Here is a 14,430-nt window from a genome sequence, read left to right on the forward strand (position 1 = left end):
CCCGGCGCGCGGATGGGAGGATCGCGGCATGGGCGAGGTGTTCGACGGCGAGATCCAGGCGCGCTACCGCGACGTCAACACGGGCGGGCACGTCGACAACGTCGAGGCGATCCGGGTGCTCGACGAGGCGCGCACGCAGTTCTTCCGCTTCGCCCCGCTGGGCCTGCCCGCGGGCGTCGGTCTGCTGGCCCGGGTGCCGGGCGGGGTCTCGGAGCTGATGGGCTCCCAGCGCGTCGACTACCACGCGGAGATGCGCTTCGCGCCGTACCAGCCGTTCCTGGTGCGCATCTGGCTGGCCCACGTGGGCCGCTCGTCGTTCACGATCTCCTCCGAGGTGCGGGTCGAGCGTGACCACCCGCCGGCCGTGGTCGCCGAGAGCTCGCTGGTCTTCTGGGACCACGCCGCCCAGGCCTCGTGGCCGATCTCGCCCGAGGTGCGCGCCGACCTCGACCGCTTCCGCGGCGACCGGGTCGCGCTGCGCGAGCGCCCCGGCCCCTGACCGACCTGCGCCCGCCCCGGGCCGGCGGCGGCCGGCTGCGCGTCTTACTGACCGTCGAGACCTCTACCTGACAGTCGTGACGGTCAGGTAGAGGTCTCAATGGTCAGTAAGACGCAGGCGGCGGCGGGTGCGGCGGGTGCGGCGGGTGCGGCGGGTGCGGCGGTACGCCGGCAGCGGGCAGGGCGGCCCCGCGGTCGCTCAGTCGCAGCCCGGGAGGACGACGGTGACGGTGGTGCCGCGGCCGAGAGCGGAGTCGACCTCGACGCGCCCGCCGTGGCGCTGGGCGATGCCGGCGACGATGCTCAGCCCGAGGCCGGTGCCCGGTCGGCGCAGGGCGGCGGGGTCGGAGGAGCGCACGAAGGGCTCGAAGAGGCCGGCCTGGTCCTCGGGGGAGATGCCGATGCCGTCGTCGGCCACGACGAGCGCGACCTCGCTGCCGCGGCGCTCGGCGGAGACGACCACGCGCCCGCCGGCGTCGGTGTACTTCAGCGCGTTGGTCAGCACGTTGTCGAGCAGCCGCTCCACCTCCACCGGGTCGCCGGTCGTCGCGGCCGTCGGGTCGCCGGGGCCGACCTCGAGGGCGACCCCGGCGACGCCGGCCGTGGCCTGGTAGAGCCCGACCACGTCGCGCACGAGCGCCCCGAGGTCGACCCGGGTGCGCAGGCCCGCGCGCTGACGGTCGTCGGCCTGGGCCAGCCGGAGCAGGTCGTCGACGACGCCGCGCATCTTGGCCACGCCGCGCCCGATCGAGGCCTCGAAGGTCGCGGCCGGCTCGGGGTGGTCGAGCATGCCGAGCAGCTCGAGGTTGCCCGAGACCACGGTGAGGGGCCCGCGCAGCTCGTGGGTGAGGGTGGCGATGAGCTGCGCGCGCCGCTCGTCGACCTCCTGCAGCTCACGCAGCAGCGCCCGCTCACGCTGGCGCACCTGCGCGACGGCGAGGGCGGTGCCGAGGTCGCCGCCGACCACGAGGGCGGCCTGCTCGTCCACCGGCGACCACGACCCCGCGCCCGGCGCGCGGGTGAGCACGCAGATCCCGGCGTACGTCGTGCCGCGCAGCACGGGCACGGCGAGGGCCGCGCCCATCGTGGTGACCTGCAGCAGCCGCTGGCCGTGGGCGTCGAGGCGGGGGTGGCCGGCCAGCGCGGGGGTGGGCTCCCCGGCGCGCAGCACCAGCGCGCGCGGCGGGTCGGCGAGGTGCGGCCCGAGCGACCGGGCGAGCACGCGCAGCGACCGGGGCGCGCGCAGCAGCGCGCCGTCGAGGGTGTGGATGGGCACGGTCACGGCCGGGTCGAGCAGCTGCACGCAGGCCGCCGCGGCGCCGAAGCCCTCCACCAGCAGCGGCAGGGCGGCGGTGAGCAGCTCCTCGGGGGTCTGGTGCTCCGGGGCGAGGGTCGAGCGCACGAGGTGGTGGGTGGCCTGGGCCCGCGCGGCGCGCTGGCCGACCTCCTCGCGGTCGCGGGCGCTGAGCAGGGCCTGCTCGACGTGGGCGGCGTAGCGCTCGAGCAGGGCGCGGCGCACCCCGTCGGGGCGCCGGCCGTCGAGGGGGCCGTCGAGGGAGAGCACGCCGACGACCCGGCCCTCGGCGTCGGTGAGCAGCGCGAGGAGCACGTCCCAGGGGTCCCACACCTCGTGGGGCGCGGCGTCGGCGTCGGCCGCAGGGGTGTCGATGCGCACCCAGGTGCCGTCGAGGCGTCCGTCGTGGTGCTCGGCGCGCAGGAAGCGGAAGCGGCCCCAGGTCTCGGCGGCGGCCACGACGGGGTCGAGGATCGCGACGGAGTCGGTGGCCAGCACGGCCTCGCGGTGCTCCTCGGGCCCCGCGTAGGCCACGGTGACCAGGTCGTCGTCGACGACGACCGACAGGGTCGCCACGTCGAAGCCGACCATCAGCGCCACCGACTCCACGAGCAGCTGGAGCGCAGCGCGCGACGACGCGTCGGACCAGTCGTCCAGGTCCGGGTGGTGGGTGCGCGCGGGCGCTGCCCAGGACCCCTCGTCGGGCTGTGTCGCCATGATCCCCCCGATCGACAGCGCAGGGGGACACTCAACACCTCCGCCGCCGTCACGGCTACTGGTCTCGACCAGCGGGAGGCCCGCCGGGCGGAGGGCGACCGGGGCGGCGATGTGTGCGGGTGGGTGAGCCGGGGCGGGTGACGGGCGCCTAGCGTCGCGGGCATGAGCGACGACCAGACCCCGACGTACGTCGAGAAGGGCAAGGAGTTCCGGCGCGACACGACCTACGTGTCCGACCGGATCACCCGCGAGGCCCGCACCCCCGAGCACGGCCCCACCGACGGGCGGATGTGGCCGGTGGAGGCCGGCCGCTACCGCCTGGTCGCCGCCAAGGCCTGCCCGTGGGCCAACCGCGCCATCATCGTGCGGGGCCTGCTGGGCCTCGAGGACGTCGTCTCCCTCGGTCTGCCCGGCCCCACCCACGACGCCCGCAGCTGGACCTTCGACCTCGACCCGGGCGGCAAGGACCCCGTGCTGGGCATCGAGCGGCTCCAGGAGGCCTACCTCGCGCGCTTCCCCGACTACGAGCGCGGCATCACCGTGCCCGCGATGGTGGAGGAGTCCAGCGGTGAGCTGGTCACCAACGACTTCCCGTGGATCACCCACGACCTCTTCCACGAGTGGCGCGACTTCCACCGCGCCGACGCCCCCGACCTGTGGCCCGCCGAGGTCCGCGAGGAGATGGAGGAGGTCATGCAGCGCGTCTTCACCGAGGTCAACAACGGCGTCTACCGCTGCGGCTTCGCCGGCTCCCAGGAGGCCTACGACGAGGCCTACCAGCGGCTGTGGACCGCCCTGGACTGGCTCGAGGAGCGGCTCACCGACCGCCGCTACCTCATGGGGTCGGCCATCACCGAGGCCGACGTGCGGCTCTTCACCACCCTGGCCCGCTTCGACGCGGTCTACCACGGCCACTTCAAGTGCAACCGCAACAAGCTCACCGAGATGCCGGCGCTGTGGGGCTACGCGCGCGACCTCTTCCAGACCCCGGGCTTCGGCGAGACCATCGACTTCGACCAGATCAAGGCGCACTACTACGTCGTGCACACCGACATCAACCCCTCCGGGATCGTGCCCGCCGGCCCCGACCCGGCCGTCTGGCACACCCCCCACGGGCGCGAGTCCCTGGGCTGAGCGGGGCCCCGCCCTCGTGGTGGGTCCCGCGGTGGGGCTCGCGGTGGGGCTCGCGGTGGGGCCTACCGGTGGAACAGCCGGGCCAGCAGGCCCCGCTGCTCCTGCACGACCGAGCCGGTGCCGGCCGGTGCGCCGTGGGCCGGGCTGCCCGCGGGGCGGGGGTCGTCGGCGTCCCGGCGCACGCGCGGGGTGCCGCCGCTGCGCACCACGACCTCGTCGAGGAGCGCGTCGACGTTCGCGGTCTCGTAGCCCTCGCGCAGCCTGACCGTGGCGAAGCGGGCGGCGGTGGCCGGGGCGACCGGGTCGCCGCCCGAGCGCAGGGTCTGCACCAGGTCGGCGAGGAAGTCGTCGACCTGGCCCATGTCGTAGCCGCTGCGCAGCCGCACGGGGGTGAAGCGGGCGGTCTCGACCAGCCGCGCCAGCTCGGCGGGGCCGGCGGGGCCGGCGGGCTCGGCGGGACTCCCAGGAGCGGCGGGCTCGGGCGAGGGGGTGCGGGGAGGAGGGTCGGCGGGGGAGGACATGGCCGCCCCTACCCCGGGCGCCGTCGCGTCACGCCTGCCCGGGCCACCTAGGCTGGCGCGCGTGGGAGTCGGACACGGGCACGGACACGGGCACGCGGGCCGGCAGGCGGACGGCCACGCCGCGGGTCGCGCCGCCGACCGGCGGCGGCTGCGGGTGGTGCTGGCGGTCACCACGAGCGTCATGGTGCTCGAGGTCGTCGGCGCCGTGGTCACCGGGTCCCTGGCGCTGCTCGCCGACGCGGGCCACATGGCCACCGACGCCGGCGCCGTGGTGCTCGCGCTCGGGGCGTCGTACGTCGCCGGGCTCCGCCCGGGCCCCCGCTCCACCTTCGGCCTGCACCGCGCGGAGATCCTCGCCGCGCTGCTCAACGCGCTGGTGCTGCTGGTGGTCTGCGGCTACCTCGCCTGGGCCGGCCTGAGCCGGCTCGCCGACCCCCAGGAGGTGGAGGCGGGGCCGATGATCGCCTTCGCCACGGTCGGCCTGCTCGCCAACGCCGTGTCGATGCTGGTGCTCAGCCGCTCGGAGTCGGGCTCGCTCAACCTGCGCGGCGCCGCCAACGAGGTCTTCGCCGACCTGCTCGGCTCGGTGCTGGCCATCGCCGCCGGCGTCGTCGTGCTCACCACGGGCTGGCTGCAGGCCGACCCGGTGGCCTCGCTGCTGATCGCGGTGATGATCCTGCCGCGCGCCCTCGTGCTGGCCCGCGACGCTCTCGCGGTGCTGCTGGAGGTGGCCCCGGCCGGCCTCGACCTGGTCGAGGTCAGCCGCCACATCGAGGACGTGCCCGGCGTCGTCGACGTGCACGACCTCCACGCCTGGACCATCACCAGCGGCCTGCCGAGCCTCTCGGCCCACGTGACGGTCACCGACGCGGCGCTGGCCGAGCGGGGCGTCGGGGCCGTGCTCGACGACCTGTGCCACTGCGTCGCGGCGCACTTCGACGTGCGCCACGCGACCTTCCAGGTCGAGCCGGTCTCCCACGGCGCCCACGAGGACCTCGGCGAGCTCCACTGACGCCTCCACCGACGTCTCCACCGAGGCGCCCGCCCGCGGCCCGGCGACCGCGCCGCCGCGTCCCCTCCCGGGACGACCGGGCCCGCGTGGCGCCGCGGCTCAGGCCCGGTCGACCTCGGAGCGCAGCTTCAGCACGACGGTGCCGTCGTCCTGCTCGATGACGTAGGCCGGGTCGTCGTCGCTGCCGTGGCGGGTGATCGTCGAGCCCTTGGTGGTGCGCTCGACCGTGTCGTGGTGGACCTCGGTGACGGTGCCGCTCGCGGTGCCCCCACCCCACGACCAGCTGACCTCGGTGCCGGTGCGGATGCTCATCGCGTCTCCTTCCGGGCCGCCTGCTCGGCGGCCGCGCCCAGCTTGACCAGGGTCTTCTCGATGCCGCGCTGGATCTTCGCGGCCACGCCGGCGCGGTGGTAGGCGGCCTGCACCAGGCCGGGGTAGCGGCTGATGTCCCACGTCTCGGTGACCCGCGTGCGGGCCGGGCCGCCGGTGTCGCCGGCGGGGAGCTCCTCCAGCTCGTAGCGCCAGCGGTGCAGCCCGACGTGGCGCCACGCGATCAGCCGGTCGGGCTCGAGCTCGACGACCTTGTTGCGGATCTTGTACGGCGCGCCGATGCGCATGTCCATGCCGAAGGTCGAGCCCAGCTCCAGCCGCGGGGGCCCGCTGGTCGAGCCCCTCACGGTGCCGGAGCCGTCGATGAGCGGGTGCTGCCGGGGGTCGGCCAGGATGTCGAAGACGACGGCGGGCGGGGCGTCGACGACGGCCGAGGCGGTCACGACGGGGCGTGCGGAGGAGGCCATGCGCCGAGGCTACGGCGGGTGATTGGCGGCCATCTCACCCTCGCAGGTACGTTGTCCCCGACCACGATGTGTCCGGGGTCACAGGGGCACCACCCCGCCCCTGGCGGCCCGCTCGGACACGCCGTACGGCCTCGGAGACCCCGTCGGGCCGGTGAGAGCGAAGGAGTGCGCACGTGTCCCCTGACTCGACGTTCGGCCCCGACCTGGTGGAGGTCTTCGGACCCTCCCAGAGCGACGGCGGCCCCGAGCTGGTCCAGCTGCTGACCCCGGAGGGCGAGCGCGTCCACCACCCGGAGTTCGATATGGACTTCAGCGCCGAGCAGCTGCGCGGGTTCTACCGCGACATGGTGCTCACCCGGCGCATCGACACCGAGGCCACGGCGCTCCAGCGCCACGGCGAGCTCGGCATCTGGGCCCAGCTGCTGGGCCAGGAGGCCGCGCAGATCGGCGCCGGCCGCGCGCTGCGCACCCAGGACCACGTCTTCCCGACCTACCGCGAGCACGGCGTCGCGTGGTGCAAGGGCGTGGACCCCCTCAAGCTGCTCGGGCTCTTCCGCGGCGTCGACCACGGCGCGTGGGACCCCGAGGAGAACCACTTCGGGCTCTACACCATCGTCATCGGCGCCCAGACCCTCCACGCCACCGGCTACGCCATGGGCATGCAGCGCGACGGCGTCGTCGGCACCGGCGACCCCGAGCGCGACGCCGCGGTGATCGCCCACTTCGGCGACGGCGCCTCCTCGCAGGGCGACGTCAACGAGGCCTTCATCTTCGCCGCCTCCTACAACGCCCCCGTGGTGTTCTTCTGCCAGAACAACCAGTGGGCCATCTCGGAGCCGATCGAGCGCCAGACCCGCATCCCGCTCTACCAGCGCGCCCTGGGCTTCGGCTTCCCCGGCGTGCGCGTCGACGGAAACGACGTGCTGGCCACCTACGCCGTCACCCAGGCCGCCCTGCAGCGCGCCCGCGACGGGCAGGGCCCGACCTTCGTGGAGGCCTACACCTACCGGATGGGCGCCCACACCACCACCGACGACCCGACCCGCTACCGCCTCTCCGACGACGTGGAGAGCTGGAAGCTCAAGGACCCGATCGCCCGCGTCGAGGTCTACCTGCGCCGCAACGGCCTGGTCGACGACGCCTTCATCGCCGGGGTCAAGGACGAGGCCGACGACCTGGGCGCGCGCCTGCGCGAGGGCTGCAAGGCGATGCCCGACCCGCAGCCGCTCGACATGTTCGACCACGTCTACGCCGAGATGACCGACGAGCTCGCCGCCCAGCGCGACGGTTTCGCCGCCTACCTCGAGTCCTTCGAGGGGGCCGACCGATGAGCACCCACAAGGTCACGCTGGCCAAGTCGCTCAACATGGGCCTGCGTCGCGCGATGGAGGACGACCCCAAGGTCCTGCTCATGGGCGAGGACGTCGGCAAGCTCGGCGGCGTCTTCCGCATCACCGACGGCCTGCAGAAGGACTTCGGCGAGGACCGCGTCATCGACTCCCCGCTCGCGGAGTCGGGCATCGTCGGCACCGCGGTCGGCATGGCGCTGCGCGGCTACCGCCCGGTCGTGGAGATCCAGTTCGACGGGTTCGTCTACCCCGCCTACGACCAGATCGTGTGCCAGGTGGCCAAGATGAGCTACCGCTCCAAGGGCCGCTCCAGGATGCCGATGGTCATCCGGATCCCCTACGGCGGCGGCATCGGCGCCGTGGAGCACCACAGCGAGTCGCCCGAGGCGCAGTTCGCCCACACCCCCGGGCTCAAGGTCGTCACCTGCTCCAACCCCGTCGACGGCTACTGGATGATCCAGCAGGCCATCGCCTCCGACGACCCGGTGATCTTCCTGGAGCCCAAGCGGCAGTACCACGCCGACAAGGCCGACCTCGACACCACCGCCACCCCCGCGCCGCTGTTCACCTCGCGGGTGGTGCGGCGCGGCACCGACGTGACGCTGCTGGCCTACGGGCCGATGGTCAAGACGGCGATGAAGGCCGCCGAGGCCGCCGCCACCGAGGGCCGCTCGCTCGAGGTGATCGACCTGCGCACGCTCTCGCCCCTCGACATGGCCCCGGTGCTGGAGTCGGTGCGGCGTACGGGCCGGGCCGTCGTGGCCCACGAGGCCCACGTCAACCTCGGCCTGGGCGCGGAGCTGTCGGCCCGCATCACCGAGCAGTGCTTCTACTCCCTGGAGGCCCCGGTGCTGCGGGTGGGCGGCTTCGACACCCCCTACCCCGCCTCGCGGATCGAGGAGGACTTCCTCCCCGACCTCGACCGGGTCCTCGACGCCGTCGACCGCAGCATGGAGTTCTGATGACCACCACCCAGGCCCCCACCCAGGAGTTCCTCCTCCCCGACGTCGGCGAGGGTCTCACCGAGGCCGAGATCGTCGAGTGGAAGGTCGCGGTCGGCGACGTCATCGCGATCAACGACATCATCGTGGAGATCGAGACGGCCAAGTCGCTCGTCGAGCTGCCCTCGCCCTACGCCGGCACCGTGCTCGCGCTGATGGTCGACGCGGGCGTCACCGTCGACGTCGGCACCCCGATCATCCGCGTGGGCGACCCCGCGTCGACCGGCGAGCCCGCGCCGGGGCCGGCCGCCGCCGCGCCCCAGCCCGAGATGGCCATCGACCTGTCCAACCCCGCCGCCTCCGGGGGCGGGGAGGGAGAGAGCCTCGTCGGGCGCAACAAGGCCGAGCGCGGCCCCGTGCGCCGCGCCCGCAAGGGGTCGGCCTCGCCCTCGACCGAGGCCGGCGCCAACACCCAGATGCAGCTCCAGGGCGCCTTCGCGCCGGGCGGTGCGGAGTCCGACGAGGTCGTGGCCTCCGACGAGCCGGCCGTGCCCGCCACCCCGGCCCCGCCGGCGCCCGAGCCGGTCGACGCGCTCGTGCCGGCACGGGCCACCGACCCCGCCGCCGTACGCGCCCTGGCCAAGCCGCCGGTGCGCAAGCTGGCCAAGGACCTCGGGGTCGACCTCGCCGCCTGCCGTGCCTCCGGGCCCGGCGGCACGGTCACTCGCGACGACGTCCACGCCGCCGCCGGCCGGGGGGCCGCTCCCGAGCCGACGCCGGCCACGATGTCGGCCTCGACGCCCGCCTCGACGCCCGCCTCGACGCCCGCCTCGACGCCCCGGCCGGCCGCGGCCGGTGGCGCCCGCGAGACCCGCGAGCCGGTCAAGGGCGTGCGCAAGATGATGGCCGGCGCGATGGTCGGCTCGGCGTTCTCCGCGCCCCACGTCACCGAGTGGGTCACCGTCGACGTCACCCGCACCATGGAGCTGGTCGAGCGGCTCAAGGACCACCGCGACCTGCGCGGGCTCAAGGTCTCGCCGCTGCTGGTGCTCGCCCGCGCCTGCGTGCTCGCGATGCGTCGCACCCCGGTCATCAACTCCACGTGGGACGAGGCCGCCCAGGAGGTCGTGCTCAAGCACTACGTCAACCTCGGCATCGCCGCCGCCACCCCCCGCGGCCTGGTGGTGCCCAACGTGAAGGACGCCCACGACCTGGCGCTGCCCGAGCTCGCCGCGGCGCTGGGCGAGCTCACCGCCACCGCGCGCGAGGGCCGCACCCAGCCGGCGGAGATGGCGGGCGGCACGTTCACCATCACCAACGTCGGCGTCTTCGGCGTCGACGCCGGCACCCCGATCATCAACCCCGGCGAGTCGGCGATCCTCTGCTTCGGTGCGGTCACCAAGAAGCCGTGGGTGGTCACCCGCGACGGGGTCGACGAGATCGTCGTGCGTCAGGTGACGACGCTGGCGCTGTCCTTCGACCACCGCCACGTCGACGGCCAGGCCGGCTCGCAGTTCCTCGCCGACGTCGCCTCGATCCTCGAGGACCCCGCCTCGGCGCTGCTGTTCTGAGGTCGCCCGCTCCTGGGTGGGACGTCATGCGTGGGGTGGAGGCGCATCCACGCCTCGTATGACGTCCACCCTGCGCCCCGCGGCCGATCCGCGGGCGGAGCCTCACCCCGCGGCGAGCACCGCGGCTTCGTCCTCGCGCGTCAGGCCGGTGGTGGGGGCGCCGGGGGTGGCGCGCAGCCAGGCCAGGGTGTCGCGGGCCGAGTCGGCCACCGGCCGCACGACCAGCCCCGCGGCCAGGCTGGGGGTGGCGTCGTGGGCCAGCATCCCGTCGTACGCCGGGCGCGGCAGCCACAGCGGCAGCGAGTCGGGGCCCGACCACGGCTGCACGCCGGCCGCCTCGAGCCGGTCGGAGGCGACCCACCGCAGCCGCGGGGTGACGCCGACACCGGCGGCGACCTCGGCCAGCAGCTCGCCGGCGGTGGTGGTGGGGCCGACCGCGTCGTAGGCGCCGGTGAGGCGGCGCTCGGCCGCGGTGACGACCCACGTGGCGAGGTCGCGGGCGTCGAGGACCTGCACGACGTCGCGGGGCGAGCCGCCGGCCAGCACGGGCTCGCCGTCGCCGGCCTCCGCGAGCCGCGCCGGCCAGTAGGTGAAGCGGCCCGAGGGGTCGCCGGGCCCGATCAGCAGCCCGGGTCGCAGCACGAGGCTGCGTGCGGCGCCGGCGAGCACGATCTCCTCGCAGGCGACCTTCATGGCGCCGTAGGCGTCGGGGTCGGTGGTGGGGTCGACGTCGGCGTGCTGGGCCGGGCGCAGCGCGCCGCGGGAGGGGGTCTGGCCGGGGGTGGCGTCGTCGGAGTAGACGTTGACGGTGGAGACGAAGACGTGGTGGGCCTCGGGCCAGGTCGTCACCGAGCGGCGTACCCAGGAGGGCGTGCGGGCCACGTCGACCACGACGTCCCACCGCTGCGAGGCCAGCGCCGGCGGCACGACGCGCGTCGAGCGGTCCCACTCGACGTGCTCGGCGCCCTCCGGCACGGTGCCGCTGCGACCGCGCGAGGCGCAGGTGACCTCGTGGCCCCGCTCGAGCGCCTCCTGGGCGACCGCGCGCGAGAGGAAGACCGAGCCGCCGAGCACGAGGATGCGCATGGGGTGAGCCTGTCAGGCGCGGCCAACGAGCACGAGGGTCGTGCTGCCCCGGTCGACCTCCAGGTCGTCCGGGCCGAGCGCCGCCGTCCCCGCCCGGGCCCGCACCGTCCGCCCCACCCGTCACACCTGTCGGCCCGGACCCGCACTTGTCGGCCCACGCGTGGGCCGACAGGTGCGGGTTTCGCCAGCCGGCTGGTGAAACCCGCAGCCGCGCCCTCAGCCCTCGCCGCTGAGCATCGGCCGGGCCAGCTTGCGGCCGTGGTGGATCTGGGCCTTGACGGTGCCGAGCGGCAGGGCGAGCAGGCGGGCGATCTCGTCGTAGGGCAGGCCGTAGACGTCGCGGAGCAGGAGCGGCTCGACGTACTGCGGGTGCTCGCGCTCGAGGGTCTCCATCGCCTCGAGCAGGTCGAGGCGGGTGCCGGCGATGACGCTGGTGGTGCGCGGGTCGGGACGGTCGGCGAGCGGACCGCCGGCCTGCGGGTCGGCGGCGACGGCCTGGTTCTTCATCCGGCGGTAGGTGCTGCGGGCGCTGTTGACGGCCACCACGTGCATCCAGGTGGTGAAACGGCCGCGGCCGCCCCAGGAGCCGATCTTGGCGGCGATGTTGATCAGCGCCTCCTGGCAGGCGTCCTCGGCGTCGGAGGAGTAGGGCAGGACCCCGCGGCAGACGTTGAGCGCGCGGGGCCGCACCGCTGTCAGCAGGTCCTCCAGGGCGTCGCGGTCGCCGTCCTGGGCGCGCCGGGCGAGGTCGTCGATGTCGTCGGGGGTCAGCGCCCCCGGGGTGTCGGTGCTGTGCGTGCCGGGCATGTCCGACCTCCTTCCCCTCGTGGTGGCGCCCCAACCGGGGCTGACCGCTCTTATCATGCTCGCGTGTCCATGCCCTCGCGTCTCGGTCGTTACGCCGTGCGTCGACGCGTCGGCTCGGGCGGCTTCGCGACGGTCTGGCTGGCCTACGACGAGCAGCTCGACTCCCCGGTGGCGGTCAAGGTGCTGGCCGACAACTGGACCGAGGACCTCCAGGTGCGCCGCCGCTTCCTGGAGGAGGGTCGCTACCTGCGCCGCGTCGACTCCCCGCACGTCGTGCGCGTCTACGACGCCGGCGAGCTCGACGACGGCCGCCCCTACCTCGTCATGTCGTACGCCGACCAGGGCACGCTCGCCGACCGCCTCGAGGTGGAGGGCCTCACCGCCCGCCAGGCGCTGGAGGTCGTCCGCCAGGTCGGTCTCGGGCTGCAGGCGCTGCACGACCTCGACATCCTCCACCGCGACGTGAAGCCCGCCAACGTCCTCTTCCGCACCACCCGCGGCGGCCACGCCGGGCCGGCCCCGTCCGCCCCGCCCGCCCCACCCGCCCCACCGGTCGGCCCGGACCCGCACCTGTCGGCCGACGCGTGGGCCGACAGGTGCGGGTTTCACCAGCCGGCCGGTGAAACCCGCGGCCCCGCCGACGCCACCGCCGCGAGCGGCGACGTGCAGGCCCTGCTGGGCGACCTGGGGCTGGGCAAGGCCCTCGACGTGTCGAGCCGGCTGACGATGGTGGCCGGGACGCCCTCCTACGTCGCACCCGAGCAGGCCCGCGCGGAGGCGCCCGACGCCCGCGCCGACCAGTACTCCCTGGGCGCGCTGGCCTACCTGCTGCTCACCGGCCGCCCCGCCCACGCCCACACCAGCCTGCAGGCGGCGGCCCACCCCGACGACCCGGCGCCGCTGTCGACCGAGGAGCGGCCCTTCCCGCCCGAGGTCGACGCCGTGGTGCGCCGCGCGCTCGCGGTCGACCGCGACGAGCGCTGGCCCGACGTCACGGCCTTCGTGGCCGCGCTCTCGGCGGCGCTCGACCCGCTGGTGGGCCGGCAGGGGTCGACGGGCTCGATCTCGCGGCCGTGGCTGCCCCTCGACCCCGAGCTGACCCAGCCCGGCGCGCGGCCCTCGGTGCACCAGCCGTCGGGGGAGCTGCCCGAGCCCTCCCCGCCCGCCCGGACCGCCCGGCCCACGCGCCGCCGCCGGGTCGCGGGTGCGCTCGTCGGCGCCGCCGCGGGCGTGCTGGCCCTCGGCGCCGGCGCCCTCGCGGGCTACGCCTGGGTCGACGGCCGGGCCCCCGAGCGGCTCACCGTCAGCGACGCCACCGGCCGCCTGGCCGTCGAGGTGCCGGCCGGCTGGGACGCCGCCGAGGCCGACGAGCCGTGGGCCGGCCCGGCGGGCGACGCGTCGTACGACGCCCTCTCCGTCGGCACCGACGCCTCCTGGACCGACCCCGACAGCGACGGGGAGGGGGTCTTCCTCGGCCTGATGGCCGGCGACGCCCTGCCGACCCTCATGCCCGGCCACGCGGAGTGCGAGAGCCCGCAGGAGCCGGTCACCAGCACCGTCGACGGGCGCCCCACCCGCACCGTCGTGCACACCGGCTGCCCCGGCGGGGTCACCGTGGAGCGGGTCGTGCGCGTCGCGGTCAACCGGCTGCTGTGGGTGCAGGTGCGCAGCGACACCACCGCCGAGGCCTACCGCGTGCTCGACAGCGTCCGCACCTACGGGCTCTGACCCGGGGCCCGCCGCGCCCGGGTCGGGCCGGCCCGCGCCCGAGCCCGCGCGTGAGGGCGCGGGGGCTGTGGCGCTCGCGGGGGTGGCGCGGACGTCATACGAGGGGTGGATGCGACTCCACCGGGCGCATGACGTCCCCTCCGGTTGCGCGTCGGGGACGACGGCGAGGGCGGGTCTCAGGCGCGTGCGCCGGCGGTGACCTTCTCCAGCAGCGCGCTGAGCCCGTCGCGGTCCGACTCGCGACCGATCACGGCGATCGAGGCGTAGGCCGTGGGGTCGGCGGGGCCGGTGCCGATGAAGCGCTCGTAGCTGACGCGCTTGTAGCCGCCCTCGACGTAGGTGGAGACGAAGGTGTCGCGCGAGCGGTACTCCACGTCGAGGTCCTCCACCGCGGTCGCGCTCTCCAGGGCCGCGATCCGTGAGGTGAGGGCGCTCTCGATGCTCTGGTAGTCGTTGCCGATCAGCCGCACCCGCAGGAAGTAGGTGTACTTCACGTCGTCGGGCGGCCCGGGGAACCAGCGCCACTCGCCGGCCGCGGAGTCGCTGCGCACCCAGCCGTCGGGGATCGGCACCGACAGCGTGAAGGGGGCGGTGCCGACGACGACGCGCGTGGTGGGCAGGCCCCGCACCAGCGCGGGGTAGTCGGGGTCGGGGGAGATCTCGACCGGCGGGTCGGTGGGCACGGCCGGGGAGGCGGCGGCCACCGGCACGGGCGGGCCGAAGGCCGCGGGGGCGTCGCTGCGGGACCCCGCGAGCAGGCCGCCGGCGAGCGCGCCGACGACGGCCAGCGCCATCGCGACGAGCGCACCCCGGAGACCCATGGCGACACCGTAACCGCCCCGCGGCCCCCGGCGCCGTGAGGGTCTTTACCCGGCAGGTGCGGGTGGCCGGTCCCCTCCGGCCCCGGTCCGGGCCGCCCCGGGACCGCCCCGGGACCGCCCAGGGCCGCGCCGTACGGCGGGCCTGCGGCTCTCA

General features: G+C 75.3%; 14 protein-coding genes. 7 read left to right on the forward strand and 7 right to left on the reverse strand.

Annotation, left to right across the window (positions count from 1 at the left end):
• Positions 1 to 28 precede the first annotated feature (28 nt).
• Complete coding sequence (locus ASF50_RS16460; RefSeq protein WP_056864981.1) at positions 29 to 499, forward strand: acyl-CoA thioesterase; 471 nt, start codon at positions 29 to 31, stop codon at positions 497 to 499.
• 198 nt (positions 500 to 697) lie between these two features.
• Here the strand turns inward: ASF50_RS16460 and ASF50_RS16465 are convergent, their stop codons facing one another.
• Positions 698 to 2,509 (reverse strand): sensor histidine kinase, encoded by a 1,812-nt coding sequence (locus ASF50_RS16465; protein ID WP_056905210.1) that lies wholly within the window; start codon positions 2,507 to 2,509, stop codon positions 698 to 700.
• Between the two features lie 162 nt (positions 2,510 to 2,671).
• Between ASF50_RS16465 and ASF50_RS16470 the strand changes: the two genes are divergently transcribed.
• The gene (locus ASF50_RS16470) at positions 2,672 to 3,643 is read left to right on the forward strand and encodes a glutathione S-transferase C-terminal domain-containing protein (RefSeq protein WP_056864979.1); all 972 of its coding nucleotides are present in this window, start codon (positions 2,672 to 2,674) and stop codon (positions 3,641 to 3,643) included.
• Positions 3,644 to 3,705: 62 nt separating this feature from the next.
• Here the strand turns inward: ASF50_RS16470 and ASF50_RS16475 are convergent, their stop codons facing one another.
• A complete protein-coding gene (locus ASF50_RS16475) occupies positions 3,706 to 4,164 on the reverse strand; it encodes a DivIVA domain-containing protein (RefSeq protein WP_056905211.1) in 459 nt (152 codons plus the stop codon).
• A 61-nt stretch (positions 4,165 to 4,225) separates the two neighbouring features.
• On the opposite strand from ASF50_RS16475, the gene ASF50_RS16480 reads away from it, so the two are divergent.
• Positions 4,226 to 5,176 (forward strand): cation diffusion facilitator family transporter, encoded by a 951-nt coding sequence (locus tag ASF50_RS16480; protein WP_056905212.1) that lies wholly within the window; start codon positions 4,226 to 4,228, stop codon positions 5,174 to 5,176.
• Positions 5,177 to 5,275: 99 nt separating this feature from the next.
• Here ASF50_RS16480 and ASF50_RS16485 read toward each other — a convergent pair whose 3' ends face one another.
• Positions 5,276 to 5,488 (reverse strand): DUF2945 domain-containing protein, encoded by a 213-nt coding sequence (locus tag ASF50_RS16485; protein WP_056905213.1) that lies wholly within the window; start codon positions 5,486 to 5,488, stop codon positions 5,276 to 5,278.
• Positions 5,485 to 5,973 carry an SRPBCC family protein gene (locus tag ASF50_RS16490; RefSeq protein WP_056905214.1) on the reverse strand — a complete coding sequence of 163 codons (489 nt, stop codon included), beginning with the start codon at positions 5,971 to 5,973 and terminating at the stop codon, positions 5,485 to 5,487. The genes ASF50_RS16485 and ASF50_RS16490 overlap by 4 nt, the downstream gene beginning before the upstream one ends.
• Before the next feature lie 173 nt (positions 5,974 to 6,146).
• Here ASF50_RS16490 and pdhA point away from each other — a divergent pair, with 173 nt between their 5' ends.
• Genes pdhA through ASF50_RS16505 form a run of 3 tightly spaced genes read left to right on the forward strand, consistent with a single transcriptional unit; the run spans position 6,147 to position 9,834 of the window.
• Entirely contained in the window at positions 6,147 to 7,304 is a 1,158-nt protein-coding gene (pdhA, locus tag ASF50_RS16495; protein WP_082500409.1) for a pyruvate dehydrogenase (acetyl-transferring) E1 component subunit alpha, read from the forward strand.
• Positions 7,301 to 8,284 carry an alpha-ketoacid dehydrogenase subunit beta gene (locus tag ASF50_RS16500; RefSeq protein ID WP_056905215.1) on the forward strand — a complete coding sequence of 328 codons (984 nt, stop codon included), beginning with the start codon at positions 7,301 to 7,303 and terminating at the stop codon, positions 8,282 to 8,284. The genes pdhA and ASF50_RS16500 overlap by 4 nt, the downstream gene beginning before the upstream one ends.
• On the forward strand, positions 8,284 to 9,834 hold the full coding sequence (locus tag ASF50_RS16505; RefSeq protein ID WP_056905216.1) for a dihydrolipoamide acetyltransferase family protein: 1,551 nt from the start codon (positions 8,284 to 8,286) through the stop codon (positions 9,832 to 9,834). Before ASF50_RS16500 ends, ASF50_RS16505 begins: the two co-directional genes overlap by 1 nt.
• Positions 9,835 to 9,936: 102 nt before the next feature.
• Here the strand turns inward: ASF50_RS16505 and ASF50_RS16510 are convergent, their stop codons facing one another.
• Positions 9,937 to 10,920: an NAD-dependent epimerase/dehydratase family protein gene (locus ASF50_RS16510; RefSeq protein ID WP_056905217.1), complete on the reverse strand. Its 984-nt coding sequence runs from the start codon at positions 10,918 to 10,920 to the stop codon at positions 9,937 to 9,939.
• 216 nt (positions 10,921 to 11,136) lie between these two features.
• Positions 11,137 to 11,727, reverse strand: a complete 591-nt coding sequence (locus tag ASF50_RS16515) for an RNA polymerase sigma factor (RefSeq protein ID WP_056905218.1) — start codon at positions 11,725 to 11,727, stop codon at positions 11,137 to 11,139.
• A gap of 69 nt (positions 11,728 to 11,796) precedes the next feature.
• Here ASF50_RS16515 and ASF50_RS19515 point away from each other — a divergent pair, with 69 nt between their 5' ends.
• Positions 11,797 to 13,455, forward strand: coding sequence for a serine/threonine-protein kinase (locus ASF50_RS19515; protein WP_235557740.1), 1,659 nt, complete (start codon positions 11,797 to 11,799; stop codon positions 13,453 to 13,455).
• Positions 13,456 to 13,631: 176 nt separating this feature from the next.
• Here ASF50_RS19515 and ASF50_RS16525 read toward each other — a convergent pair whose 3' ends face one another.
• Entirely contained in the window at positions 13,632 to 14,276 is a 645-nt protein-coding gene (locus tag ASF50_RS16525) for a hypothetical protein (protein ID WP_056864969.1), read from the reverse strand.
• Between the last annotated feature and the right edge of the window lie 154 nt (positions 14,277 to 14,430).

Source organism: Nocardioides sp. Leaf307, from assembly GCF_001423135.1.
Classification (GTDB): domain Bacteria; phylum Actinomycetota; class Actinomycetes; order Propionibacteriales; family Nocardioidaceae; genus Nocardioides; species Nocardioides kribbensis.